At 40.6% G+C, this 24144-nt stretch carries 32 protein-coding genes; 10 read left to right on the forward strand and 22 right to left on the reverse strand.

Annotation, left to right across the window (positions count from 1 at the left end; all coding sequences use genetic code 11):
* Positions 1-141: 141 nt before the first annotated feature.
* Both EHQ64_RS12500 and EHQ64_RS12505 read right to left on the reverse strand, forming a co-directional pair.
* Positions 142-516 (reverse strand): TIGR04452 family lipoprotein, encoded by a 375-nt coding sequence (locus tag EHQ64_RS12500; protein WP_135649814.1) that lies wholly within the window; start codon positions 514-516, stop codon positions 142-144.
* A gap of 212 nt (positions 517-728) precedes the next feature.
* Positions 729-1013: a hypothetical protein gene (locus tag EHQ64_RS12505; protein ID WP_135649815.1), complete on the reverse strand. Its 285-nt coding sequence runs from the start codon at positions 1011-1013 to the stop codon at positions 729-731.
* A gap of 521 nt (positions 1014-1534) precedes the next feature.
* Here EHQ64_RS12505 and EHQ64_RS12510 point away from each other — a divergent pair.
* From EHQ64_RS12510 to EHQ64_RS12535, 6 genes are all read left to right on the forward strand, one after another.
* Positions 1535-2302: a glucose 1-dehydrogenase gene (locus EHQ64_RS12510; protein WP_135649816.1), complete on the forward strand. Its 768-nt coding sequence runs from the start codon at positions 1535-1537 to the stop codon at positions 2300-2302.
* Positions 2303-2313: 11 nt separating this feature from the next.
* Entirely contained in the window at positions 2314-3477 is a 1164-nt protein-coding gene (locus tag EHQ64_RS12515; RefSeq protein ID WP_135649817.1) for a thiolase domain-containing protein, read from the forward strand.
* On the forward strand, positions 3477-3836 hold the full coding sequence (locus EHQ64_RS12520; RefSeq protein WP_135650562.1) for a Zn-ribbon domain-containing OB-fold protein: 360 nt from the start codon (positions 3477-3479) through the stop codon (positions 3834-3836). The genes EHQ64_RS12515 and EHQ64_RS12520 overlap by 1 nt, the downstream gene beginning before the upstream one ends.
* Positions 3837-4085: 249 nt before the next feature.
* A complete protein-coding gene (locus EHQ64_RS12525; RefSeq protein ID WP_135649818.1) occupies positions 4086-4505 on the forward strand; it encodes a c-type cytochrome in 420 nt (139 codons plus the stop codon).
* A gap of 92 nt (positions 4506-4597) precedes the next feature.
* Positions 4598-4810, forward strand: coding sequence for a hypothetical protein (locus EHQ64_RS12530; RefSeq protein ID WP_135649819.1), 213 nt, complete (start codon positions 4598-4600; stop codon positions 4808-4810).
* Positions 4811-4895: 85 nt separating this feature from the next.
* Complete coding sequence (locus EHQ64_RS12535; RefSeq protein ID WP_020769614.1) at positions 4896-5234, forward strand: STAS domain-containing protein; 339 nt, start codon at positions 4896-4898, stop codon at positions 5232-5234.
* On the opposite strand, the gene kdsB is transcribed toward EHQ64_RS12535, so the two are convergent.
* From kdsB to EHQ64_RS12570, 7 genes are all read right to left on the reverse strand, one after another.
* Positions 5231-5974 (reverse strand): 3-deoxy-manno-octulosonate cytidylyltransferase, encoded by a 744-nt coding sequence (gene kdsB, locus EHQ64_RS12540; RefSeq protein ID WP_135649820.1) that lies wholly within the window; start codon positions 5972-5974, stop codon positions 5231-5233. The genes EHQ64_RS12535 and kdsB overlap by 4 nt on opposite strands.
* Positions 5974-6498 carry a flagellar basal body-associated FliL family protein gene (locus tag EHQ64_RS12545; protein ID WP_008591739.1) on the reverse strand — a complete coding sequence of 175 codons (525 nt, stop codon included), beginning with the start codon at positions 6496-6498 and terminating at the stop codon, positions 5974-5976. Before EHQ64_RS12545 ends, kdsB begins: the two co-directional genes overlap by 1 nt.
* A gap of 21 nt (positions 6499-6519) precedes the next feature.
* Positions 6520-7347, reverse strand: a complete 828-nt coding sequence (motB, locus tag EHQ64_RS12550; RefSeq protein ID WP_135649821.1) for a flagellar motor protein MotB — start codon at positions 7345-7347, stop codon at positions 6520-6522.
* 22 nt (positions 7348-7369) lie between these two features.
* The gene (locus EHQ64_RS12555; protein ID WP_135649822.1) at positions 7370-8152 is read right to left on the reverse strand and encodes a motility protein A; all 783 of its coding nucleotides are present in this window, start codon (positions 8150-8152) and stop codon (positions 7370-7372) included.
* Positions 8153-8158: 6 nt separating this feature from the next.
* Positions 8159-8383: a flagellar FlbD family protein gene (locus tag EHQ64_RS12560; RefSeq protein ID WP_135649823.1), complete on the reverse strand. Its 225-nt coding sequence runs from the start codon at positions 8381-8383 to the stop codon at positions 8159-8161.
* Positions 8380-9483 (reverse strand): glycosyltransferase, encoded by a 1104-nt coding sequence (locus EHQ64_RS12565; RefSeq protein WP_167882400.1) that lies wholly within the window; start codon positions 9481-9483, stop codon positions 8380-8382. The genes EHQ64_RS12560 and EHQ64_RS12565 overlap by 4 nt, the downstream gene beginning before the upstream one ends.
* A 95-nt stretch (positions 9484-9578) precedes the next feature.
* Entirely contained in the window at positions 9579-10382 is an 804-nt protein-coding gene (locus EHQ64_RS12570; protein ID WP_135649825.1) for an MlaD family protein, read from the reverse strand.
* A 139-nt stretch (positions 10383-10521) separates the two neighbouring features.
* On the opposite strand from EHQ64_RS12570, the gene EHQ64_RS12575 reads away from it, so the two are divergent.
* From EHQ64_RS12575 to ftsZ, 3 genes are read left to right on the forward strand one after another with little or no spacing between them, the layout of a single operon-like run.
* Entirely contained in the window at positions 10522-11265 is a 744-nt protein-coding gene (locus EHQ64_RS12575; protein WP_135649826.1) for a cell division protein FtsQ/DivIB, read from the forward strand.
* Positions 11266-11269: 4 nt separating this feature from the next.
* Positions 11270-12496, forward strand: a complete 1227-nt coding sequence (gene ftsA, locus EHQ64_RS12580; RefSeq protein ID WP_135649827.1) for a cell division protein FtsA — start codon at positions 11270-11272, stop codon at positions 12494-12496.
* A 10-nt stretch (positions 12497-12506) separates the two neighbouring features.
* The gene (ftsZ, locus tag EHQ64_RS12585; RefSeq protein ID WP_135649828.1) at positions 12507-13691 is read left to right on the forward strand and encodes a cell division protein FtsZ; all 1185 of its coding nucleotides are present in this window, start codon (positions 12507-12509) and stop codon (positions 13689-13691) included.
* Here the strand turns inward: ftsZ and EHQ64_RS12590 are convergent.
* From EHQ64_RS12590 to EHQ64_RS12610, 5 genes are all read right to left on the reverse strand, one after another.
* Complete coding sequence (locus EHQ64_RS12590; protein ID WP_135649829.1) at positions 13688-14776, reverse strand: lipoprotein LipL41; 1089 nt, start codon at positions 14774-14776, stop codon at positions 13688-13690. The two genes, ftsZ and EHQ64_RS12590, sit on opposite strands and share 4 nt — an antisense overlap.
* 62 nt (positions 14777-14838) lie before the next feature.
* A complete protein-coding gene (locus tag EHQ64_RS12595; RefSeq protein WP_135649830.1) occupies positions 14839-15678 on the reverse strand; it encodes a bile acid:sodium symporter in 840 nt (279 codons plus the stop codon).
* 3 nt (positions 15679-15681) lie between these two features.
* Complete coding sequence (locus EHQ64_RS12600) at positions 15682-16212, reverse strand: hypothetical protein (RefSeq protein WP_135649831.1); 531 nt, start codon at positions 16210-16212, stop codon at positions 15682-15684.
* Positions 16213-16217: 5 nt separating this feature from the next.
* Positions 16218-16964: a type I methionyl aminopeptidase gene (gene map / locus EHQ64_RS12605; RefSeq protein ID WP_135649832.1), complete on the reverse strand. Its 747-nt coding sequence runs from the start codon at positions 16962-16964 to the stop codon at positions 16218-16220.
* A 62-nt stretch (positions 16965-17026) separates the two neighbouring features.
* Positions 17027-17659 (reverse strand): low molecular weight phosphatase family protein, encoded by a 633-nt coding sequence (locus EHQ64_RS12610; RefSeq protein WP_135649833.1) that lies wholly within the window; start codon positions 17657-17659, stop codon positions 17027-17029.
* 116 nt (positions 17660-17775) lie between these two features.
* Between EHQ64_RS12610 and EHQ64_RS12615 the strand changes: the two genes are divergently transcribed.
* Positions 17776-18591 (forward strand): SDR family NAD(P)-dependent oxidoreductase, encoded by an 816-nt coding sequence (locus EHQ64_RS12615; protein WP_135649834.1) that lies wholly within the window; start codon positions 17776-17778, stop codon positions 18589-18591.
* On the opposite strand, the gene EHQ64_RS12620 is transcribed toward EHQ64_RS12615, so the two are convergent.
* The 8 genes from EHQ64_RS12620 to EHQ64_RS12655 all read right to left on the reverse strand — a co-directional run bounded on the left by EHQ64_RS12620 (position 18588) and on the right by EHQ64_RS12655 (position 24027).
* Positions 18588-19352 (reverse strand): amidohydrolase family protein, encoded by a 765-nt coding sequence (locus EHQ64_RS12620; protein ID WP_135649835.1) that lies wholly within the window; start codon positions 19350-19352, stop codon positions 18588-18590. The genes EHQ64_RS12615 and EHQ64_RS12620 overlap by 4 nt on opposite strands.
* Before the next feature lie 107 nt (positions 19353-19459).
* Positions 19460-20056: an RDD family protein gene (locus EHQ64_RS12625; protein WP_135649836.1), complete on the reverse strand. Its 597-nt coding sequence runs from the start codon at positions 20054-20056 to the stop codon at positions 19460-19462.
* Positions 20057-20062: 6 nt separating this feature from the next.
* Positions 20063-20593, reverse strand: coding sequence for a hypothetical protein (locus tag EHQ64_RS12630; protein ID WP_246048747.1), 531 nt, complete (start codon positions 20591-20593; stop codon positions 20063-20065).
* Between the two features lie 169 nt (positions 20594-20762).
* Complete coding sequence (locus tag EHQ64_RS12635; protein WP_210410852.1) at positions 20763-21632, reverse strand: hypothetical protein; 870 nt, start codon at positions 21630-21632, stop codon at positions 20763-20765.
* Between the two features lie 173 nt (positions 21633-21805).
* Positions 21806-22516 carry a subclass B1 metallo-beta-lactamase gene (gene bla / locus EHQ64_RS12640; protein WP_135649838.1) on the reverse strand — a complete coding sequence of 237 codons (711 nt, stop codon included), beginning with the start codon at positions 22514-22516 and terminating at the stop codon, positions 21806-21808.
* Positions 22513-22911, reverse strand: coding sequence for an MORN repeat-containing protein (locus EHQ64_RS12645; protein ID WP_135649839.1), 399 nt, complete (start codon positions 22909-22911; stop codon positions 22513-22515). The genes bla and EHQ64_RS12645 overlap by 4 nt, the downstream gene beginning before the upstream one ends.
* Before the next feature lie 63 nt (positions 22912-22974).
* Positions 22975-23478, reverse strand: a complete 504-nt coding sequence (locus EHQ64_RS12650; protein ID WP_135649840.1) for a MarR family winged helix-turn-helix transcriptional regulator — start codon at positions 23476-23478, stop codon at positions 22975-22977.
* A gap of 21 nt (positions 23479-23499) precedes the next feature.
* Positions 23500-24027, reverse strand: coding sequence for an acyl-CoA thioesterase (locus tag EHQ64_RS12655; protein ID WP_135649841.1), 528 nt, complete (start codon positions 24025-24027; stop codon positions 23500-23502).
* Positions 24028-24144 lie beyond the last annotated feature (117 nt).

Raw genomic sequence — 24144 nt, forward strand, 5'->3', positions numbered from 1 at the left:
GAAAAGAATAGGGGTCTATTACTTTATTATCCTGCCTTAACTGGCCGAAAGAAAATCTATTGTGTTAAAGCGAAAACCGAATCTCTCAAAAATTTCCGGATATTCCGATTTCAACAAAACTCTCCTCCGGCCTTTACAAAATTAGAGAATTGCTCCGTTTGCTTTTAGTTTATTACAGTTAGCGCTCGTAGCAACAGTAGTACTTGGATCCATAACCAAAAGTCCGATCACTCGAACATCCGAAACACATTTGTCCACATCCGCCTTTTTATAATACTTACTATCATCGATCTTCAAATATAGATCGGTTAAGAATAGGTCGATCGCAGTAATCATCGCCGCATTTGCTGGATCAACAGATCCATAAAAAAGAATATCCGAAGTTAAAGCGGCTTGTTTGATCTCTTCTCTTGCTTCAGAACCTTTCACACTGTCCGATAAACCGAGAGAGTCCACCGCCAAACAATTCGCAAAAACCAAAAGGGAGATCATTCCCAAAAAGAAACTTTTTCTCATACATTTTTCCTTATATAGCACGTTATGCATTTTTCATATGCTAAACGTAATAGTTCCTATAGAGAAAAACTCAGACAAAAATAATTATAAAATATGATATTATTAGTATTTCGAAATCTGCAATACCCCAATTGTTATACAATATTCAGAAATTAGAATGGATTGCTAACCCAGATGGGATATAAATGAGATCTTTCAGTAATGTTAGGACCCTATAAATCTTTCTTATATCGATATCCCATGATTAGCGCCACATCAATCAATTTGATGATGGTCCCTCCTTGGAGAGTAAAGGGTAATTTCTCAAGTGAGCTGGTTATAATTTCGTAAGCTATTGCATATTCACCAGCTATATTTATATATTCTCTTAATCTTTCAACAAGCCCTTCTAAACTAAGCATTGTATCTGGGATTAATGCACCTACGCTTTCTTGCTTAGCAATTTCCTCAATTACTGCAAGTAGGTTCCTTTCAATTATTTCAACATTACTATTCATCGTTTCTCCAAGTCTATATCTCATCTGCTATTGTATCATTAAAGGACTTCGACGAAGTAAGAATTTACAATTGGAATATTTTCAACTCCAACTACAAATATCTCTGCCCTTTAATTCTTCTAATTTGCATTACAACACGTACCTGCATTCCACGGTTCTTAGATTTGTAAGACCAAATAAAATCTCTACTGCACGATCCATTAGTAACATTCCCGAACGCTTGAATTGCTCCTATCGCTAATAAAACTTTTATCTTAATATCCTATATCGCGGAGACATATTTTCAAACAATGAGTTGTTCGTTCGGCCCCAAACAATCCGACCTTATTCGAGCGAACAAATGTTCAACAAAAACGAACAGTGTTTCATGTCCATATAAACGACCGAATTTTTCTTGTCGGGAATCCAGGTAAGATCCATCTTTTACCAGAACATTCGTTCTACTACAAACGGATCGAGATCAATCCAAACGATCCGCAGGTTCAAATATTCATTTATCCGAGGACATAAGAGGAATCCAAATGGCAAAACAATTCGAAGGAAAAGTAGCATTAGTTACCGGAGCGGCATCTCCTAGAGGTTTAGGACGTGCGATCGCAAACACAATAGCAAGAGACGGCGGAGATGTTGTCGTAGTCGACTTGAACAAAGAACATATCGAACAAGCAGCTGCAGATATCGCAAAAGAATTCGGAGTAAAAACCTTAGGAATTCCCGTAAACGTAACTAAGCCTGAAGATTGCGACGCAGCGATCAGCGCTGTTAAGGAAAAATTCGGAAAACTAGACTTCTTAGTAAACAACGCAGGAGTTCTAAAAGATAACCTTTTTATCAGAATGAGCGAGCAAGAATTCGATTTCGTAATGGATGTAAATGCGAAGGGAGTTTTCTTAATGACTAAGTCCGCTTCTAAACTTCTTCTCAAAGCTCCTTCTGCAAGGATCGTAAATATTTCTTCTCTTTCCGGTCTATCTGGCCAACCAGGACAAGCAAATTATTCTTCTTCCAAAGCTGCTGTAATCGCTCTTACTAAAGTAGCAGCAAGAGAATTCTCCGGAAGAGGAGTTCTTGTAAATGCAGTTTGCCCTGGTTATGTTCAAACAGATATGACAGCCTCTCTTCCTGAAGAAGTTCAGAAAAAACTAACGGATCCGATGTTCATTCCTTTAAAAAGACCTGGAACTCAACAAGAGATCGCTAACGCAGTAGAATTTTTCCTATCAGACAAAGCATCTTATATCACTGGCGTATTCCTAAGAGTAGACGGCGGCGCCGGGATCGGAATGTAAGGAGAACATCAATGAGAGAAGTAGCGATCATAGGGGCCTACGAAACGGTCCACGGAAATCATAAAGACAGAACTCTTAGAGATCTAGTTACCGAAGCAGGCAACGGAGCGATCAAAGATTCTGGCATCGATAGAAAAGAGATCCAAGCAGTTTACGTAGGTAACTACGCAGGAAACGAATTCAACGCGCAAAACACGATGGGTTCTTATGCTGCCAACTTACTCGGATTAGGTGACAAGCCTGCAATCAGAACGGAAGGTGCTTGTGCATCCGGCGGGATTGCAATGAGACAAGGAGTTCTTGCAGTTGCATCCGGTCTATACGACACTGTTTTGGTTTTAGGCGTAGAAAAAATGAACGGTTTAGATCCCGAAACTACTATGGAAATCGTAGCAAGAGGACAGGACCAGGACGTGGAAGGCGGATATTGTATTTCTGGTCCTTCCGGTTTTGCATTAAACGCGATCCGTCATATGCATGAATTCGGAACTACCAAAGAAATGTTAGCAACAGTCGCGGAAAAAAACTATTTCCATGGCAGCTTGAATCCGTTCGCTCATAAACAAAAAGAGATCTCTTTTAATAATATTATGAGAGCAAGAATGGTCACAACTCCATTCGGATTTCATGATGTTTCTTTAGTTACCGACGCTTCTGCAGCAGTCGTTATCACTACCAAAGAAAAAGCAAAATCTGTGCGTAAAGACTTTGTGGTCGTAAAAGGTTCAGGTATTGGTGGAGATTATTTCAACGTAGCTCTTAAAAAAGATTCGGTTAGTTTTCCGGCTTCTATCCAAGCGGCTACTGAGGCATTTAAGATGGCAGGAGTCGAAAGAAAGGACATCGACGTTTTGGAATGCCATGACTGTTTCACCATCACTGAGATCATCAATATAGAAGATCTTGGTTTTGTAGAAAAAGGAAAAGGCGGCCAATTCACAAAAGACGGCCATACTCGTTTAGGCGGAAAACTTCCTGTAAACACTTCTGGCGGATTAAAAGCAAAAGGCCATCCGGTAGGAGCAACAGGTGTAGGCCAAGTTGTTGAAATGACTTTCCAACTCAGAGGCCAATCCGAAAAACGCCAGGTAACAAATGCTCGCACCGCGTTAACCCATGTTTTAGGTGGACCAGGTGCAGTAAGTATCGTGCATATTCTGCAAAGGGGAGAATGATGGCTGAGACAATGGAATTAAATTCTTTAACCGGAAAAAAATGTAAGTCCTGCGGTTTCGAAGCGACCGACCCAGTCGTATCTTGTACAAGCTGCGGTTCGGAAGAAGTGGAAGCCAAAACTTTCTCCGGAAAAGGAAAGGTTTATACTTACACAGTTGTTCACGTAGGATTCGGACATCTTGCTCCGAAAGCTCCTTACGTACTTGCAGTTGTAGAATTGGAAGAAGGTGCAAAAACCATGAGTATTATCGAAGGGGAATACCAAGGAAAACCTGTAACTGAATCCATCGCTATAGACATGCCGGTCCGTTTTGATAGAACAGAAACTTCAACGGGTTTTATTTTTAAACCTGCTTGATCAAAAAGGAAGCGGGGTGGGACTAACCCCGCTTTGTTTTATTCAAAACGAATAAAACAAATTCTTTCTTAAGTTTACAAATCGATACTAAGAATCATCTACCGATTCGTTGATATAAATCAATCTTCAAAACAATTCGACTTAACTCCAGGATTGTTTGTAAAATCACTCCGGACAGTTTCGTGACAAAAAGTTCTTTGCTTTCTCTTTCTCAAAAAGAAACTTGGAACCAATACAAAGGAGTACTCCATGAAAACTCGGGCAATCCTGATTTCCCTTTTTGTTTCCATTCTCTCACTCACTTTCCTTACGAACTGCGGAGATAAAGAAAAACCAAAAGAAGAAGCACCTGTCGCAAGTACCGCACCCGCTTCTACTTTAAGTCCGGAGATTGAAGAAGGTAAAAAACTTTTTCTTGAAAACGGATGTAATACATGCCACGGAGAAACCGGTGCCGGAGACGGACCTGCTGCAGCGAGCCTAAATCCTAAACCAAGAAATTATAAAGCGCCAGCTAACCAGTGGAAAAACGGACCTACCGAAGCAGGAGTTCTTAAAACTTTGAACAACGGAATTCCTAGTAACCCTGTAATGGCTTCTTACAAATTCTTAGGCGACGAAAAATTAAAGAAAGTTGCTAAGTACGTAGTTTATTTAAATCAAAATTAATTTCAAATTTCCGGGAGTTCTTCGACTCCCGGTTTTCATTTTTTCCCCACTTTTCTTCTGGAAGTTTTCCACCCCCATTTCATCCTAGCTATGTGAGCCGATCCTCATCTTTACCGCACTGTGATAGTTGTGGAACAGACCGAAAATCTCCTCTTTCAAGAGAGATAAAAACCTACGGAAAATGGGCCTGGTTTCTAATTCTTTTCGGAATTTCCTCTAAACCAACCACCGTTTCCTTTCAATGTGCCCAATGTGGGCAGGTCTTCGATAGACTTTCTCCGGAGGAATTAGAGCACCACGTTTAAGCCAAACCCGACGGGGGCCGGTTTTTCCCAGGAAACGGGATTGACTGTCTTTGAGAGGGAAGGTCTTTTGTGCTAAATAAGGCAGATGTCTGACGAATTCAAAATAAACGTGGATCTAGAACCAAATGTCCCGGTAATTCATATCTCCGGAGAAATCACCTCCGAAGCGGATGACGAGATTTTGGGAAAATATCAATCCATTCCCGAACAACGTAGAACTCGGGTCATTTTGAACTTTCATGGAACGTCTTACATCAATTCGGCGGGACTTGCTACCTTGATCAGTTTGATCACCAAAGCAAGTGAATCTTCTTCCAAAATCGAATTCGCAGGTTTAAACGATCATTTTAGAAAAGTGATGGATATCGTAGGACTTACGGATTTCGTCCTGATCCATAACACTCTACAAGAAGCTCTAAGTTAAGGGATCAGTCCCTTCTTCTTAAAATCTCTTATCACCAAATCCAAATCATCCGGAGTATCCACACTTAACGCGGCCTGAGACGTTATGTACACTCCGATAGAATAACCCGCTTCCATCGCTCTTAATTGTTCCAAAGATTCGGATTCTTCCAACGCGCTTGGGGGAAGATCAGGATACCCTAGTAAAAAATCCCGATCGTATCCGTAAATTCCAAGATGCCTATACGCCGGGACTGTCTTTTTAAATTGGCTTGGAAGAGGAGAACGGGAGAAGTATAATGCCTTTCCATTCTTATCCAACACCACTTTCACTCGGTTCGGATCCGAAATTTCATTTTCTTCCAAAAGGACCGCTGCAGTGCTCATTGCCCAGTCTTTACGATCCAATTTAAGTTTAGCAACTCCGTCAATGAGTTCCGACTCTATTCCGGGCTCGTCACCTTGTATATTAATTATAATCCCGGAATCAGGATATTGAAGAGAGACTTCTCTGATTCGATCTGTTCCGGAAGGATGATCCGGAGAAGTCATCACAACTTTTCCTCCATTATCCAAAACCGCTTTTCGGATCCTTTCGTCGTCTGTTGCGACTACTACTTCATGAAGAAGAGAAGATTGGAGAGAATTTTTATATGTCCAAGCGATCATAGGAAAATTCCCGATCTGGGCCAAAGGTTTGCCCGGAAATCGGGAACTTCCGTATCTTGCGGGGATAACCCCTAGGATCTTAGGTCCTGTCATCAGTTGACGATGAATTCTGTAAAATAGACTTCTTGGATCTTTCCGTCGGAGAGAATATGATTGATCTGTGCTTTGATCTCTTCTCTCAAATCCAATTGGTCTTCTACATCGATCAAATCGTCCTTGGTTTTTCTTCCTATGATCAGGTTCACCAAGTCTCTCATTTGAGCGATACGCTCAGCAAGTTCCGCAGTGATCTTTGCATCGTCTCTTGCAACTCCGAAAGATAATTTCATCTTTACGAAATGTGTTTCTCCTTTATCCGCAGTGTTGATACGGAATTCTTCCTGAAACTGGAAGGTCATTAAAGGAGGAGGTGGTTTTACAAGAGCCACGTTTTTCATTTCTCTGAACGTGCTAGTCGCTGCCTGTTTCGCTACGAACATAGAAACAAGTACAACTATGATAATACCGAATACGGCACCGGCAATATAGATCAGCCATTTAATGAGCGGAGACGAGCCGGCGCCGGCATCCGCCGCGGGTAAACCGCCTTCTTCCTCGTCTATTTCGGGATCGCCCATGGGTATTCTCCTTTTACTCTTCTATAATCCACTTTCGGTGGAAGTTTCCGAACCTGGAACTCGGCTCTTAGGTAGGCCGAAATTCGATTCGTACTCGTTTCGTTTGGTGGATTTTTCCGTTAAGATTACGATATCAATTCTTCTGTTAAACGCTTTTGCTTCGGGCGTTCCTTGGTTCTCTACAACCAATGGACGATAAGATCCGAAACTCACTGCTTGAAACCAACTTGGATCTAACTTTCCGACTCCCACAACATAATCTGTAGAGTTGATCGCTCTTGCTCCTGCAAGATCCCAATTATTCAAATACGTTCTTTCTTCCCTGTTTGGATTGGCTCCGGGCAATACTGCATCCGCGTCGCAATGGCCTTCTACCCTTACGAATCTTTCCAATCCTTTGATGAGTCCACTCGCCTTCTTTAAAGTTCCTTTGATAGGTTCTTGTAAAATTGCGGATCCAGGGTTAAAATAATCCGCTCCTACTAAACTGATCACAAGACCCCTTTCGTCTTCTGTGACCCTTACTTTTCCTGCTTCTATCTCAGGCTTGAACAATTCAGTTGCGGTCTTCTTAGATTTAGAAAGTGCCTTTCCTGTTGTCATGGACGGAAGACTTTCAATGTTCATTCCCATCTCTTCCAATTTTCCTTTGGAGAGAGTTTGGCCCCCGTCAAAAAAGCCCGTGGTAGTTTTGAACGCGGAGAGAATGATCTGCATCTCGATCGCGTTCGTTTTACCTGTACGATATAACATAATGAAGAAGCACAGAAGTAGAGTTACCATGTCCCCGTAGGTAAGCATGTACTCTGGAATATTCTGGATACATTCTGGACATTTTGCTTTTGCCATCTTCTTCTTCCGAACTTAAGTCTTAATCGTTTTCGTCTTTCAGAACGTCTCTTTCGCCAGGAGGTAAATAACTCGCGAGTTTATCTTTTACGATACGAGGGTTATCTCCGGACTGAATAGAAAGAGTACCTTCGATCATGATCTGTCTTACTAAAAGTTCATCCTCGGATTTACGCATGAGTTTTTTCATGATCGGGATCGCAACCATGTTCGCACCCATGGAACCGTATAATGTGGTGATCAAAGCAGCCGCCATCCCGGTTCCGATCGCACTCGCGTCCCCGGACCCGAGGTTCTTTAACATCTGAACGAGTCCGATCAGAGTTCCGATCATCCCGAACGCAGGAGCAAGAGATCCCCAGTTTTCCCACCATGCCTTTCCAGCATTATGGCGAGATGAAATATTACTCATTTCAGTTTCCATAATATTGCGAACAAGCTCCGGATCCGTTCCGTCCACAACTAAGGTAATTCCTTTTCGTAGGAACTCCTCAGGAAGTTCATTCACGTCGTCTTCCAACGCAAGCAGTCCTTCTCGTCTTGCTTTCTCAGAGAAGGAAACTAAAGTTTTAATAAGTCCTATGAGGTCGCTTTTTTCTTCACGGAAGGCTTTTCGAGTTACCTTTCCTAGATCCAAAGTATTCTGCCAAGGAACCGCCATTACCGTACAAGCAGTCGCTCCCCCGAATGTAATTAAGATCGAAGGAATATCCACGATATCGAGTGGGTTCAATCCGGCAGAAAGAACTCCGAACCCGAATAATGCGACCGCGGAACCAAAACCTATGATTGTAGCTATATCCATTGTAGTTTAATTTGTCCTCTTAAACTGATCCGGCTCGGAACCCAAAGGAAACACAAGAATCCGTTTTTTGAACTCTAGGATCTTCTCGATCACTTGGGGAATACTTTCCTGCACCACGTATTTTCTATCATTAGACAATGTGATCGTAGTATCCGGATTGGCTTCGATACATTCTATATGAGAGGCGTTTAGAACGAATTCGTTTCCTTTCAATCTATGTAAAGTAATCAAACGCCCCTCCTTTTTCCAGAGTTCTTGTTTATAGTCTCGACCGTCTTGCGGATTTGGATGATGAATTTTTCCTCTGTAAATCGGTTTACAGAGGCCTGAAAGTCCTTAGTTTTCCATTCTTTTCGTTCGGATTGGTTCAAGGCGGAGTTCAATGCCTCGACCGTTTGCTCTTTGAAGAAGAGCCCGGTCTTCCCGGAGACCACTGTTTCCAAGGCGCCACCTTTTCCGTAAGCGATCACTGGAGTGGAATACCCTTGGGCTTCCACCGGAGCGATCCCGAAGTCTTCCATTCCTGGAAAAACAAAGGTCTGAGCCTTGGACATATATTCTTGGACCTCGTTTCTTGGCCTATGAGGTAGGATCTCAACATTCGGAGGAAGCTCTTTTACGAGTTTCTTGTATTCTTGTCCGCTTCCTAAAATTTTCAGTGCCCTTCCATTCTTACGGTACGCTTCTATCGCAAGATCGATCCGTTTATAAGGAGCGAAGGCGGACACGATCAGATCAAAGTTTTCTTTCTTCTCCGATTTAACCTTAAATCCTTCCGGCAAACAAGGAGGGTATACTACCTTAGAGTCTCTTCTATAGAATTTCTGGATCCTTCTGGAAACGAATTCAGAATTGCATAAGAAAGAATCCACTCTGTTAGAAGAAACAGAGTCCCAGTTACGAAGATAATTCGAGACCAATTGGAATGCGAAAAATTTCAGTCCTTTCCTTGCAGGAAAATAATCATAATACAGATCCCAAACATATCTCATAGGAGAATGAACATAACTAATATGGATCGCATCCGGATCCGGGATCACACCTTTTGCAACACAATGAGAGGAAGAAAGAATCAGATCATATCCTCTCAGATCCAATGATTCTATCGCAGTAGGAAATAATGGAAGATACCAACGGTATTTGGATTTAAAAGGTAATCTATCAGTGAACGCAGTTACGATCTTACGATCTTCAATTCGTTCGTTCAGCTTTCCTTTTTCATAAAAAAGAGTGAATAGATCCGCATCCGGAAACACTTTGAGGATGGAATCTAGAACGATCTCCCCTCCTCTCATTCCGTTTAACCAATCATGGATCACTGCGACTTTCATAAATACTAGGATCGGCAGAGAAGCTTAGTTTGTCCCCGCCTTTTCGAATAGATTCTTAGCTTAGTTTTAGAGTAAAAACCTGGATCGAGAAGACATTATAGTTTGTTTAGATAGAAATCGCTGGAAATTCCACCGATGATAGTGGTCCTACGATACAAATTGATGGAAAATGGGATCGGAGCACTTCTTTCCAGCTTGCGATAACCTTCTACATACCTTCTGGCATCATCTCCCAAGATCCTCATATCCGTAAGAGTTTCTGCAAGATTATCGTACGTATCCGGATCGTTTATGAACCTAGGAACAGAACCAGTATGCCCGTTGAGCTTATAAGAGATCTCTTCTAAATTTCCAAATAGAAGATTGATATCATCTCTATTCTCTCGTATCACCCCGGTAGACGCCGCAAAAAAATCATCATAATATCTAGCAGAAGGAGCAAAGTCAGGCTGTAAATCCTCTCCCTCTTTGTAAGTAGGTTTAAAGAATGTTTGGTTCGTATTCTCTTCCGCATTTCCAGGATTGATATCGATTGTCCTTCCTGAAAGAACTGTAGCAGTCCTAAAGCTGATATCGTAATTGGAATAAAGAGTGATCGGTTCCGCAAGACGAATGGTGATCTCTACTGCCTTGGTCCTATTCTTATCCAAAAATCTTTTGTCGGGAACTTCTTCTATTGAAACAACATCTACATCCCGAACAATCCCTCTTTCCAATCCTAAAATACTAACAGGAGTTCCAGGCCGGATGCCTTGGGACTTAGGATAATAAATTTTTAAAGTATAAGGATAATCCTCTTCGGAACCGGATCTTTCGATCACCGAATGGTACATGAGTACAAAAAAGGCGCAAAAGAAAACGAAACCAAGATGGATTGGAGAAGGGATCGGAAACTTCATACTTTCTTCTTATTAGAAACTTCGACCCAAGATTCGTAGCAACTAAATCCCAACCTGAAATAAAAATAGATGGGCTAAATTTTGGGAAATTTCCCGATAATTTAAAGGGAAAAGAAGAAAAAACCCACACCAAACGCCTATGAGACATAATATAATTGACTTTTTGAAGGAATCCGTCCAAAAAAGAACGAGTTGGTGGCTTCTGGCCTTCCTCTTTCTATTGGCAAGCACTTTGGGTTGGGGATATAAGAGGGGAACCCTCCCCCAGGAGTTGAATAAGCTTATACTGACAGGACACGAAACTCTTAAAACGGAAGAAATTGTTCAGATCATGGGTATCCAACCGGGAACCTCTTTCGAAAATTACGACCTCGGCCAAATGGAACACCGACTCAGCTCTCATCCCAGGATCAAATCCGCTCATTTGGAAAAAAAAACCGAAGATCAACTTCTTGTGGAGATCACGGAAAGAAAACCGAACTTTCTTGTGAATTCTGACGGGCATATCTTCGAGATAGATCCCGAACTTAAAATTTTATCCATGGATGATGTTAGAAGCCAAGGTTTAACCGTTCTTTCCGGAACATTCCCTAGAGAGAAAGGATCCATGTCAGGTGCGGCGTTTAAAGATCTTCATACATCCGTAGAGAATGCATTTCGTTCTTATCCAGCTTTGAAGTCCAGGATCTCTGAAGTGTCTTTGCATGAAGACGGAGAAATTTTCGTATATGCGGATACTCCGATCTCAGTCCGAGTCCAAGTAGGGACCTTATTCCAAACAGAACAGGTCAGAAAGTTATATGCTGTATTAGCATATCTTGAAAAAGAAAAAGTGCATCCCAAACTCGTAGATATACGTGGAGAAGACGCGGTCTACCATTAAGAATATGGAATCTTCAGAAAGAATCATAGTCTCCTTGGATCTAGGATCCGCTCTTACTAAAGTAGTTGTAGGACGTCCTATCTCCGAATACGAAACTGAAATTATTGGGACCGGAATGTTCCCTTCTTCCGGAATCAAGAACGGCTCTATCATCAATATAGAAGCGACCACTCGTTCCATCATAGAAGCGATCAGCGAAGCCGAACTTATGTGCGGACAAGAGATCGGATATGTGGTCGTAAACGTAACCGGCAAATCTATTCGTGCAGATAATTCCAAGGGAGTGGTCGCGATCACGAATAGAGACCGGGTCGTAACTGAACCTGATATCGTTCGAGTGATAGAGGCAGCACAGGCGGTAAGAGTTCCTGCGGATCAGGAAATTCTTCATGTTCTCTCCAAAGAATTCTCCGTGGACGATCAAACTTCTATCAAAGATCCGATCGGAATGACAGGAGTTAGATTAGAAGCAGAAGTTCATATAGTCACTGCAGGTCTAACAGCACTTCATAATTTAGAAAAATGTATAGAAGCAGCAGGCCTCGCAGAAGAGACAAGGGTCCTCTCTAGCCTCGCTTCTTCCGATGCGGTCTTAACATCAGGTGAAAAAGATCTAGGTACTGCAGTATTAGATATTGGTGCCGGGATCTGTGATCTGATCGTTTATGTGGACGGAGGGATCGCCTATTCTTCCGTAATTCCATTCGGGGGTTATAATGTTACTTCCGACCTTTCTATCGGTTTAAAAACTACGATCGAAACCGCAGAGCTCGTGAAAAAAAGATACGGTCACTGTTCTTTAGAAGAGATTGATCCTACAGAAACCGTGGAAATCCCTCCAATTAGCGGAAGACCTGCAAGAACGGTTTTAAGAGAAGAATTAGTTCATGTGATCGAACCTAGAATGAGAGAAATTTTCGAGATGGTAGACGCGGAACTCATCAAGTCCGGAAAAAAATCCTTTTTGGCCGGAGGAGTGATACTAACAGGAGGCGGAAGCCTTCTAGAAGGGATCGAAAGTTTGGCGGAAGACGTGTTTCGTCTAACGGTAACCCGTGCGAGACCTGCAGGTCTTTCCGGATTATCGGATAGAGTTTCTTCCCCTGAATTCGCGACTGCAGTAGGACTTATCAAATACGCTTCCCGATTAGGGGACATGGAAAGAAAATCCCAGGACAGAAGTGAAACCTGGGGCAAAAAAATTCGGAGATGGATAGAGGAAAACCTCTAAGGAGTGAAACATGTTGCGTTTCGAAGAAGAGGAAAAATCAAGTCCCGCAATTATTAAAGTTTTGGGAATCGGCGGAGGCGGAATGAACGCAGTCGCTAGGATGGCAAATTCCAGCCTAAGAGGTGTGGAATACGTCATCATGAATACCGATGAGCAAGTATTAAAACGTTCCGAAATAGAAAGTAAGATCGCACTCGGATCCAAAACTACAAGAGGAATGGGAGCAGGCGGAGATCCTGATCTAGGTGCTAGAGCCGCGGAAGAAGATCGTGAAAGGATCGCATCCGTGATCCAAGGCTCCGATATGGTTTTTGTAACCGCAGGTATGGGAGGCGGAACCGGGACTGGTGCTGCACCTATCATTGCAAAAATCGCGAAAGAACAGAAATGTTTAGTTGTAGGAGTTGTTACTATTCCATTCTCATTCGAAGGAAAAAGAAGAATGGAGTTCGCGAAAAGAGGGATCGAACAACTTCGCTCTTATGTAGACACTTTGATCTTAGTAAATAACGAGTCTATCTTCCAAGTTGTGGAAAGAGACACTCCGATCGATCAAGCATTTAGGGTCATCGATGATATTCTATTAAACGCAGTTCGAGGTATCAGTGATATAGTAAACAATCCTGGGATCATCAATGTGGATTTCGCCGATGTAAAAGCGATCATGAGAGATACTGGCGACGCAGTCATGGGAGTCGGAGAAGGTTACGGAGAAAATAAGGTCTCCGAAGCTGTCAACTTCGCGATCGATAATGCCCTATTGGATTCTCGCTCTATTGCAGGAGCAACTTCACTTTTAATTAATGTTACCGGAGGTGCAGATCTTACCATCTCCGATTGGAATGAAGTATCTCAGATCATCACTTCTCAAGTAGATCCGAATGCAAATATCATCATTGGTTTAACTGAAGATCCGGAACTTGAAAAAAGAATTCGTATCACTGTAATCGCAACAGGATTTAATAAAAGAAATCCGGGCGTCGGCACGGCTCCTAAATTACAATCTCAGCCTCAAAGAAAAGTTGTTGGACTTCCGGAAATGGAAGAACCTCGTCAAACTTTCAAAACGGAACCTGAAAGGATCAATGAAGCGGAAACATATCGCGCTCTTAAGGCGAAAAATCCTTCCGCAAATATGAAAGAAGATTATGATATTCCTGCTTTCTTGAGAAGAGGAGAAAAAGGAAGAGGTTAAGGAAATTCTTTTTTATCGGAATTTTCTAAATTCTCTTCCTGAACCGGAGGAGCTGCCATAAGCTCCTTTAATTCCTTTAGATAATCATTTTCGGGGCCACCTAAATGGATGGCCTCTTCATAAAATTGTATCGCTTTCTGATAATCGCCTTCGGAAAAATAGTACGTAGCAAGATTTGCTTTTGCTGCCCAAGATTTACCTTTGGCCTTTTGATCCGCTTTCTCCCATGAAATTCTTGCTCGATTGAAACTCGGATTCTCTCCGGTGATCTCCTCATATCCTTCTAACAAAAACGCTTCCACTTCAGGATCTTCCGAATCCGTGAATATGGAAATATCTTCCGATTCCACCTTTGGAGATAATCTTCTTTCTATTTCAGGGATTGTTTCTTCTAAAGCAGTGGAAAGTGAAGTAAGTAATCCGGGACAACTTGGATCTCCTACTCCGTTATAAACGATAGAAGGTTTGCTTATCAATGCCTGTTTCATTTCCCCAGTATCTATCCGTATTAAATTTGCCTCGATAGGCATGAATATTTTACGAACTCCTGTAGGTTTAACGATCGGATCCTTTGCGATCCCGGCCAAAGCTCTTGCACTGTTGTCTCTGTCTTTTGCAGCCGCAGCTACTCGTAACACAGCCATACCGAACGCAAGATAATCCATTTTCTTTTCGATATAACATGTTGATTCAGGCTGTCTAAAAGAGACGAACAGAACGGCATCCGCATCCAATTGTTCTCCGATCCTTTTGCGATTTTTGAAAATACCCTCCAGAGTAAAATCCTTCGCGTCCAAGATATCCGTTCTACCTTTTAGATCTAAAATTTTAAAATAAGAATCTTCCGAAAAACTCTCGTAAACTTTGGCAGGAAGCATTATCGAAAATGCACGATTGATCTCATATCCCCAAACTTCCTCACTCATAGGAGCAACTACCAAAGCGATTGTCTTTACTCCATTCAAGAACTGTCTTAAGTCCCTACCTTCTTTTGTAGGAGGATAAATAGGATATTCCACAGTAACTGATTGGCATGCGATAAAAACGAAAAGAGAAAGTAGAAAGGTATAAAATTTAAACCGCATAACCGTCGGACCTTAAGCTGATCGAATTGTATCCTAATTGTGTAAAATTTCGAAAATTTATTTCATACGACCGAGTGGGAGTTCCTACCCTTCCAAAACTCTGCCGCAATCGCACTCAATAGATACATAACTGTTCCATACATTAAAACCGTAAGCAAGGTTTCGCTATGTTTAATATGCAATTCTGCAAGAAGTAAGGCCAAGGACAAACTTCTGATCCCGGAAACCATGGATAACGAAGCCTTGGTCTCTTTTTCAGAACGAAATACCAAAATACCGGGAAGAAGAGATATCAAAACGGCTAAACAAGCTCCGATCCAAGTAACCGGCCCTAACGTTAATGCAAACTCTCCGTATTGAACGATCAATAGAATGATAGAAAAGATCAAACAGAACGTACTGAATCTTTCTACCCATGGAGCAATCGGATCAAAAGTTTTAGAAAAGAAATATTTACAGCCCAATCCCAACAAAAGAGGTAACCCCTGTAAAAAAAATCCAATCAGGAAAAGTTTTACGAATAAGTCCGGGTCAAATCCTTTTCCCCCTTGATAAATGGAAAAGATTAAAGGGGTTAAGATCGTATTTGCTCCGTTCAATAAAGCGATGAGTAATCCCCCCAAGGCAGGATTTCCTTTTGCTCTTAATACGAATAAACCGCCCGAAGCTCCTCCAGGTGAAGAAGCGCATAAAAAGATAGCTGCAAAAGCAAAAGGAGAGATCTCCAAAAGTTTTCCGGTAAAAAATACGGAGATAGGTAAGATCCCGAAATTCCACAAGAATGCAAACAAAAGGATCGGAACAAATTTAGACCAAGAGCCTAATTCCTTTTTTTCAATCCTTAATCCCAATCCGAACATAGAGGAAAGGGAGAGAAGAATTAAAACGATCCTTATTAGCATTTTCTAATTTTCAGAAAGACTTTTCTTAAGAAAGTTTCTCTCTTTAAATGTTTGGGAAATAAAGCTAGAGATCGCAAAAAAGAAAGCGAAGCCTAGGAAAAAGTAAGGAAGAATAGAGATCTGTTCTTTTGGAACATTATTTTGGACCAACATTCCGTAAAAAACAACTACAAGCAAGGCGGCAGGAACAGTAATGATCGATCCAAGATTAATGAACAATTTGTATTGAATGGAACCGTCCGTTTTTTTGGAAACATAGCCGAAAGACCACATCCAATTCCTATGCTTCTCCAATTGAGATGCATTTTGGAATAAAAGTCTATCTCCATCTTTTTGAACTACATATCCCGCTTTTTGGAATTTGGAAACCGCGCCCTCAAGATCGGAGTTCAATTTTCCGGATAAGATGGAAGGGAAAATAGAACCAAAAAAGTTTTTGGAAAATGTTTCCTTCTTCTTTCTATCCCAAAGAGAAACAAAAAATACTAATATAAAAGTCAGGATCGGGATTAAGTTTAAAATTATAGTTCTCATTATTTTTATGCAGCCGTTAGAATGATCGGGCCATGTTCGGTTACGATAACGGAATGTTCAAATTGAGCCGTATAGGTTCCGTCGGGTGTTCTTAAAGTCCAACCGTCCTTACCTTCTACAAAGTCTTCCGCTCCGGTAGAAACGAAAGTCTCCACTGCGATCACTTGCCCTGATTTTAAGATCCGCTTATCTCTTGGTTCGTAATAATTACAAATATCGAAAGGTTCTTCATGAAGTGATTTGCCCACACCATGTCCACATAATGTCCGGATCACTTTAAACCCATTGGACTTAGCTGTATTCTCTATCGTTCTGCCGATCGAATTTAACTTCTCTCCTGTCCTTACGCCCGCAAGCGCTCGTTTTAAAGCATCCGAGGAAACATCTAATAGTTTACTTAGACCTTTATTATCTTTTCCTATAATAAGAGTAAAACCTGTGTCCGCAAAGTATCCGTTCAATTCCAAGGAAACGTCTAGATTTAAAAGATCACCTTCTTTTAATACACGATCATTTGGGATCCCGTGTGCAATTTCAGTATTTAAACTAATGCATGTGTATCCGGGAAACTTATACATGAGTTGAGGAGCGCTTCTTGCTCCGAACTTAGAAAAATAAGAATAGCCGATCAGATCCAACTCTTTTGTGGTTATCCCAGGCTTGGCAGCCTCTCTCATACAAAGAAGAGTTTCTGCAGTGATCTTGCCGATCTTTCTGAGAGCCTCTAAATCTTCCTTATTACGAACCGTCATAAAGTTTAATTCTATAGATAGAAACTAGATGGCAAACGATAAATGTTGGAATTCCTACCGAACTACAGCTTCCGTTTTACTTCTTGGAAGGTATAAAGAAGCTCCAAAGAAATCCGATCACAGGTTTCTAGATACTTAGGGACCGGGTTCTCAGTCTCGTCAGCGGATTTAGGATCTTCGAAAGGTAAGGAAATTCTGAATTCTGCACCGGATACGTAAGGGCATGATTCATCCGCTTGGGAACAAACCATTATCGCAACGAATTCGGAAGCCGGATTAGGGGCATCCTGGAATTTTTTAGAATAAGCGATCAATGCAGGAGCACCATCTGCCCAACGGATCGAATATTTAGGATTACGAGGAGGCCCTTGATTTTCTATCCGAAAGCCACAATCTTCTAATGCAAGTACAACATTTGGATGAAGTTCCGTGATACTTGTTCCGCCGGAGAAGGACTTGATACCAGGAAAATCGAAAAGGTGTGGAATTGCCGCAGCAAATGTTTGAGCAATCTGACTTCTCCTAGAGTTATGAGTACATATAAAAACTAAATTCGCTTTTTGTTTCGTTTCGAAAGATTGCAGAATAGAATCTGCTAACGAGGATAATACGGCCTTTCTTTCTTTTGGGATCTTTTCGATTTGGGATAGTTTCGTTTCCAAATAAACTTTTAAGGGTTGGAATAAAGGAGACATTCCAAAGACCTTAAGTAGAGTTTTCAAACAGGCAAGCTAGTTTTTAGGTCTCTCGAAAGGCTTTGACAGATTTAAAATCCCGGGGAACCTATTTCGAAATCGAAAAGGAAATCCAAGTGAAATCGAATCAACTATCTAAAACCGTATTGATCACAGGCGGTTCTTCCGGAATCGGAAAAGAACTTACTATTTTATTATATAAACAAGGCTACAAGGTTCTTGTAGTGAGCATTTCGAAAAAAGAACTGTCTGAATTAGTTAAGGATCTTATAACAATAGATCCATCCGGAAAAGTCGAGACCTTAGAATTAGATCTGACCGAAACGGAAAGCACACAGAAAATCTTAAATTGGATCTCTAAATTAAAGATCGAAATAGATATCCTTGTGAATAATGCGGGGTTCGGGCTTTGGGGTAAGTCCTGGGAATTGGATCCAAAAAAAGTAGAATCTATGCTACTTCTTAATATGACTGCAGTCACTCAGTTAAGTAATGCATTCGCCGGGAGAATGATCGAACGTAGGAAAGGTTTTATATTAAACATTGCATCTACCGCGTCTTTACAACCTCTTTCGTACATGGCAGCGTATGCCGCAAGTAAAGCGTATGTTGTCAGTTTTTCGGAAGCCTTGGCGGAGGAATTGGCCCCGTATGGAGTGAAATTAGGCATCCTCTTTCCTGGGACGACAAGAACGAATTTTTTATCTACCGCAGGGATTCATGAGGAAAAGAAAAAAGGATCATTAGGAAATTTAGCTTATTCTATTGCGATGGACCCGAAAGACGTTGCCTTAGTCGCATTTTCCGCAATTGAAAACTGTAAAAGAAAATCCGTGCCCGGTTTACTAAATCGACTTCATTATTATTCCACAAAAATTTTTCCGATTTGGTTTGTGAAGAAGAGCGCGAATATGATCTTTAAAAAAAATTAAATACGGACCTTTCGACTCAATCCGTAAAACTGCAACGCATTCGAATATAATATTTTTTGCAATAATTCTCCATCAAAGGTGTCGGTAACTATATGTAGATCTTCTTCCGTAAATGGAGCTGGAGAACGTGTAGAAGGTAGGTCTGTTCCGAATAACAAAGCGTCCGGATTTATTTCAGCGATCTCTACTAATGCGGATCTGATATCCAGATTCGTTCTGCCGAAACCGGTCGCTTTCACTCTTACACCCTTTTCTACCAGGCGCAAAATTGTAGGAAATCCTAGTTTAGAAAGGCCTAGATGGTCTATGGACACCTTTGGAAGAGATAATAAAACTTCTTCTAGAAATTCGTCGACTTCCTTGGCATCTATATATAATTCCACATGCCAACCGGCAAGATCGTATACCCTCGCACCCAATTCTCGGATCTTGGAAATTTCTTCAGAACCTCCCCTTCTTACATTAAATCGTATTGCACGTATTCCAGATTTATGTAAGGAAAGAATTTCATCGTCTTTCGTAGTCGCGGGAAGCTGGGTCACTCCTACATAATTTTCCCCTAATAAAGAAAGTGTATCCAGCAAATACGATTGATCAAACGCTTGGAAGGATCCGGAAACCACAGCTCCGCCCTCTATCCTGAGCCAATGTGCTTGTTTATTATAATCCGAAACCGTAAACGGTTCCGGTAAAAAGCCGTTGTTTGGTACCAAAGGAAATCTTGGATCTATGATATGAAAATGAGAATCGAAGATCCGCATCTTTTTAGTATAACATTAACCGAATACGAGTCAAGATCTTCGGAAAGTAAACTTACTATTCTATTATAAACCGATTTAAGCTAGTTTATCGGATCTAACGAAAAATGTTAAGAATGGTTTTTATAACGAAGTACACGTGAACCGGCAAATAGATCATGTAATGCAGTCTTTTTATGAGATAACAATATACATAAAACCGAAAGACCGTAATACAAAACCGAATCCCAAAAAGTGATATTATCCAACGGATTCAGTTTATTTTGCATGCGAAGGACTACAGCCAGGGGGACACCCTCCATTTCAGCCTGATGCTCCATAAATATCCTAGAATCATTTACGGCACTAAGGATCGTAATTAATGACAACAGAAATTCTGGCAATACGCGTATAAAAGATCTAACCCAACCTAAGGGCCGATTTCCTGAATCCAATACGATAATGCCGGCAAATGCTTTCCCAAAGGTCCTACCATACAAAGAATGCATAACAAATCTATACCCTATATAAAGAAGAGAATGTAAGGCAGTGTAAAATGGAAAGATCTGATATACCGTCTTATCATGATAATAAAACACCAGGATTTGAGGGATTAAAATAGGACATAAGATCAAAAAGTCCAAGAATTGGGCATATATACGACGGGATAAACTTGCGTATTGTAGGGATTGATCTTCAATATTAATTTTTTTGAATATATTTCTCATTTTAAATTAATAGGTATTCCTAAAATGGAACACAAACCACCTAAGCTCCTTATCGCTTTCGCAAAGATAAAACCCATTCTTGCTCACTGGTATAGGATCCTCTTTCGCTATTTCCGCCCAAAGGCCGCTTGGACAAGGATCCCACCAATCCGGTTTACAATTTCCTTTATCGAAATTTTGGGGCCAATCTTGAGGGTAAGATCCGGATCTTTTATTTAAACCGGGATGTTGCTTAAAACGTTCCAAGATCTTTTCTCTATAATTAGGATCCTGAATTTTATATTTGGAATAAACAAGCCAAGAGCCACGGAAAGCGCAACGTTTAATAAAATAGTCCGATACTCCACTTGGAAGCCCTAATATCCCCAATCTTTCTGCATCATTTCGACTTAAATTCTTAAATTCAAAACGATCTACGAATACTTGAATTTCAGGATCATAGAAAAAGAAAAAGCAGATAGAAGTCCCAAGAATAGCGGATAGAATGACGATGCTTAACGTTAAAAAGCTCTTGGATTGGAGATATTTCGTCATCATTTTGCCGAGTTCGATGGAGAACTGAATCTTTACGGTAAAGTATGAAAGCAAAAGTAGAGAATCAAGGAGAATTTGAAGAAATCACCTATCGAAGTAAAACGATCAAAGTTCTCCAATCTATATTTTGAATTTTCGGCAAAACCGTGGCTAGTTGTGCCTTATTACGATATTACTTTTTCATTTCAAATTCAGGAGAGAAAGTATTGATCTCCCAAAGCACCCACTCTTCATAAAGTTTCACATATACGAACTCGAAAACTTTACGATTTTTGGTGTAACGGATCGCCCAACCAAAAGGCCCGTTTTCAAAAAATCTCATGTTAGAATTGAATAGATCCCGCCCAGTCAGCTCACTGACTCCTTCTTTACCAAATAGAAAATCAACGGTCTCCTTTTTCCTCAAAAAAGATAGCATAGACTCTTGTGGATAAAATGATTTTCCATCCTGAGAAAACACTGGATCTCCAGCCATTAATCGGATCATCTCCGATTCATTTTTTGTTTTTAATACGGAAATGAAATCCATAGGATCGGGCAGTTCTTTAGGATCTTTCTCTAAACGTAATACTATCTTAATGCTCGAGACCTTATCGTTCTTTATTTCAAAACTGAAATTTCCATTTTCATAATAAGTCATCAGAGATGTTCCTGGAATTTCCTTATTATCCAGACTATTTGTAGCTTTTCTTTCTTTTTCAGGAGGACCGAACACTTCGATCACTTTTGCCCTAGTGTCTCCGGGTATTACACCGTTTAAGCCTCTTTCGACAGGAACATTTGCACCCTCGATCTGAATACTCCAGATCCGATCCGGCTGGAACGGCTCAGTCTCCAATACAAGAATATGCCCGTCCTTTTTAAAAAAGAACGCCTGGTATCCATCTTCGAAAGAATGTACTTTAGATGGGTCCCCCAACTCGGCTTGAGTATGCTTCAAAGATTGGTCGATACGGATCCCATAAAGAGAGTAGTAATTTTTAGCGAATGTGGAAGACAAACTTCCTAAAAAAAGAAATATTATAAAAAACTGTTTCATCATGATCGACCGCTAAATCTATACTTTCTAAGAACGTAAACCGCCAGTAAATCGGAACAAAATACTGGGATATTCCGAATTCTTTCCATCCAAGATTATTATATTCGTAAAATAGGAAATTTCCTTCTTCCGAAACATATAATCATAAGAATTAAGCGGCTAATCGCAACGATAAATTATTTACCCTTTTCCAAAAGATCCAAAGTTTTAGTAAATGCCTCTTTTCCTCCCCAAGACTGATGCCCAGGGATAACCATAGAAACTTCCGGAAATTTACTTTGTAGTTTGCGGATCGTATTCGGCCATTCTTTCAGATCAGCGTCCTTAATATTTCCTATCTCGGATGCTTCGGGACTTTTCACTAAACATCCTCCAAAAAGTAATTTAGATTTAGGGACCCAGACAACAATATTATCCCTACTATGTCCTGGCCCGAGAAAGAAGGTTTTAATTTTAATTTTGCCGAATGAGAGAATTTCAAGATCCTTCAAAGATTTTTCCGGGACTTCCTGGCCCTTTTCTTTCAATAGGGCAACTGTCCTATACCCGGCATAAGAAACTATATTTTGTTTTTTTAATACTTCAATTCCACTAGCTCTATCTTCATGAAAATGAGTGATTATTGCGGACAATACCGGCTTTTTAAGATTTTCAGAGATCCAACTTAATAACTCTATGGTCTGCTCTTGGCCCCAAGCCGTATCTATAAGTACAATACCCTTGTCGGTTTCAACAATAAGCCCGTTGGATGGAAAATATCCATCTCCTAAAAGTTTGTAAGAAGTATGAACATATACGTTTTTATCGAGTTTTGTTATTTTGATCTTGGGTTCTTCTGCATAAGCTGAAAGAGAAATTAAAAGTAATAAAATAAATACATATTTCATTCAGAAGCCCTCAACCCGATTTCTTTATCGTCTTTCCAAGTCCCTTCGTAGAGTGTATTTCCTTGGGGATTTGTTAACTTACCGTTTCCATCTCTTTTATTCGCCTTCCATTCTCCTTCGTAAGAATTTCCATCAGCATATTTATATATACCATAACCTTCTTTATTACCTTTTACCCAATCGCCTTCGTACTTCTCTACTCCGCCTAGATCCAGTTTCCCATATCCATTTGCTAATCCGTTTTGAAATTCACCTTCATATCTATAAGAACCGGAAAGCATTTTTATACCTTTGCCATTCTTGCAGTCGCCGGAAATACAACTAGGAGAGAAAAAATAATATGCTATGAATAATAAAACGGGGATAAAAAGAAGAGAATAATAACTTTTGTTCATAGGCCTTGTTCGACAAAGAGGTCGGCAGAATATATAATATTTTTTGAATTTACAGATCGAGTTTTATTTTGAAAATTCCTTAAAATTCCTTTTGCGCACAATGGAATTTAATCTTTTGAGAAGACGTTTCAGATCGTCCTCTCCCATGGCTTCGGTCACCAAAGCTTGTGCTTCTTCCCAGATTGGATAGGCAATTCTCAAGGCTTCCAAACCTTTTTGAGTTAGAGACACTTTTCTTGCTCTTTTGTTTTCGGATGGAATATCTGCCACATAACCTAACTCTTCCAACGGAGTTAAATTTCTAAGCAATGTGGTTCGGTCCATTACGAGAAGATCTGCTAGTTGGGAAAGTTCCAAACCTTCCGAAGCACCTAACGTGTGTAATAGGCTAAATCTTTGGGAAGTAAGACCTGCCCTCTCTAGTTCTCTATCATAAAATTGGGTAACCGCCCTGGACGCCCTTCGCAGATTAAAATTTACACAATTTAAACCTGCGCTGAGCATATCCGCTTTACTCGGATACTTTTCGGATTTCCGAGCCGAGATCGTTTGAGCTTTCTTTGACATCTGTTTGAAAAGGCAATGGTTTTAGCCTTGGGAATATTTTCCTTCGGTGATCTGTTTTCGCAACTGTTTTACCCTAGATTCAAAAGAAGTCTCCTCTAATCCGAGTTCGTCGTATAAGAAGTTTCCGAGAAAAGACATCATCTCGGGCTCATGGCGAACTGGCCTCCCCCGATTTAGATCTATATAAGTAAAGTCTGCCCAAAGTAACGCTTTCAAACGTGACCCATCTTTATCCATAAGCAAGTATTCATTACTGATGGTTCCTTGGGTAAGTTTTGTAAGTCTAGTCACTATTTTCACTATGTCGTTTTGTTTTACAGGTTCCAGATATTGGGTCTCTACCTTATTTACTACCCAAGATCTTCCCGACTGGATCCCGTATTCGTAAAAATCGAAATTACCCGTTTCTCTTAGATGCTCAGAACGAGCCTCTAAAAAATAATCCATGTATCTGGCATTATTCAAATGCCCGAAAGGATCGCAATCTTGGAATCGGATCCTAGCGAAACTATGAGGGGAAAGAGGCGGTTTCTGTATTGTTAATTCCATAAAAATATCTCCAAGCCGAATTATGTGCATTTACATATATGTAATTACACATGTGTATTTACATTGATTCGACGCTCCCCCAAAGTCGGTCAATACAAAACTAAATTGAATTTAGGG

The organism is Leptospira sarikeiensis (assembly GCF_004769615.1).
Taxonomy (GTDB): domain Bacteria; phylum Spirochaetota; class Leptospiria; order Leptospirales; family Leptospiraceae; genus Leptospira_B; species Leptospira_B sarikeiensis.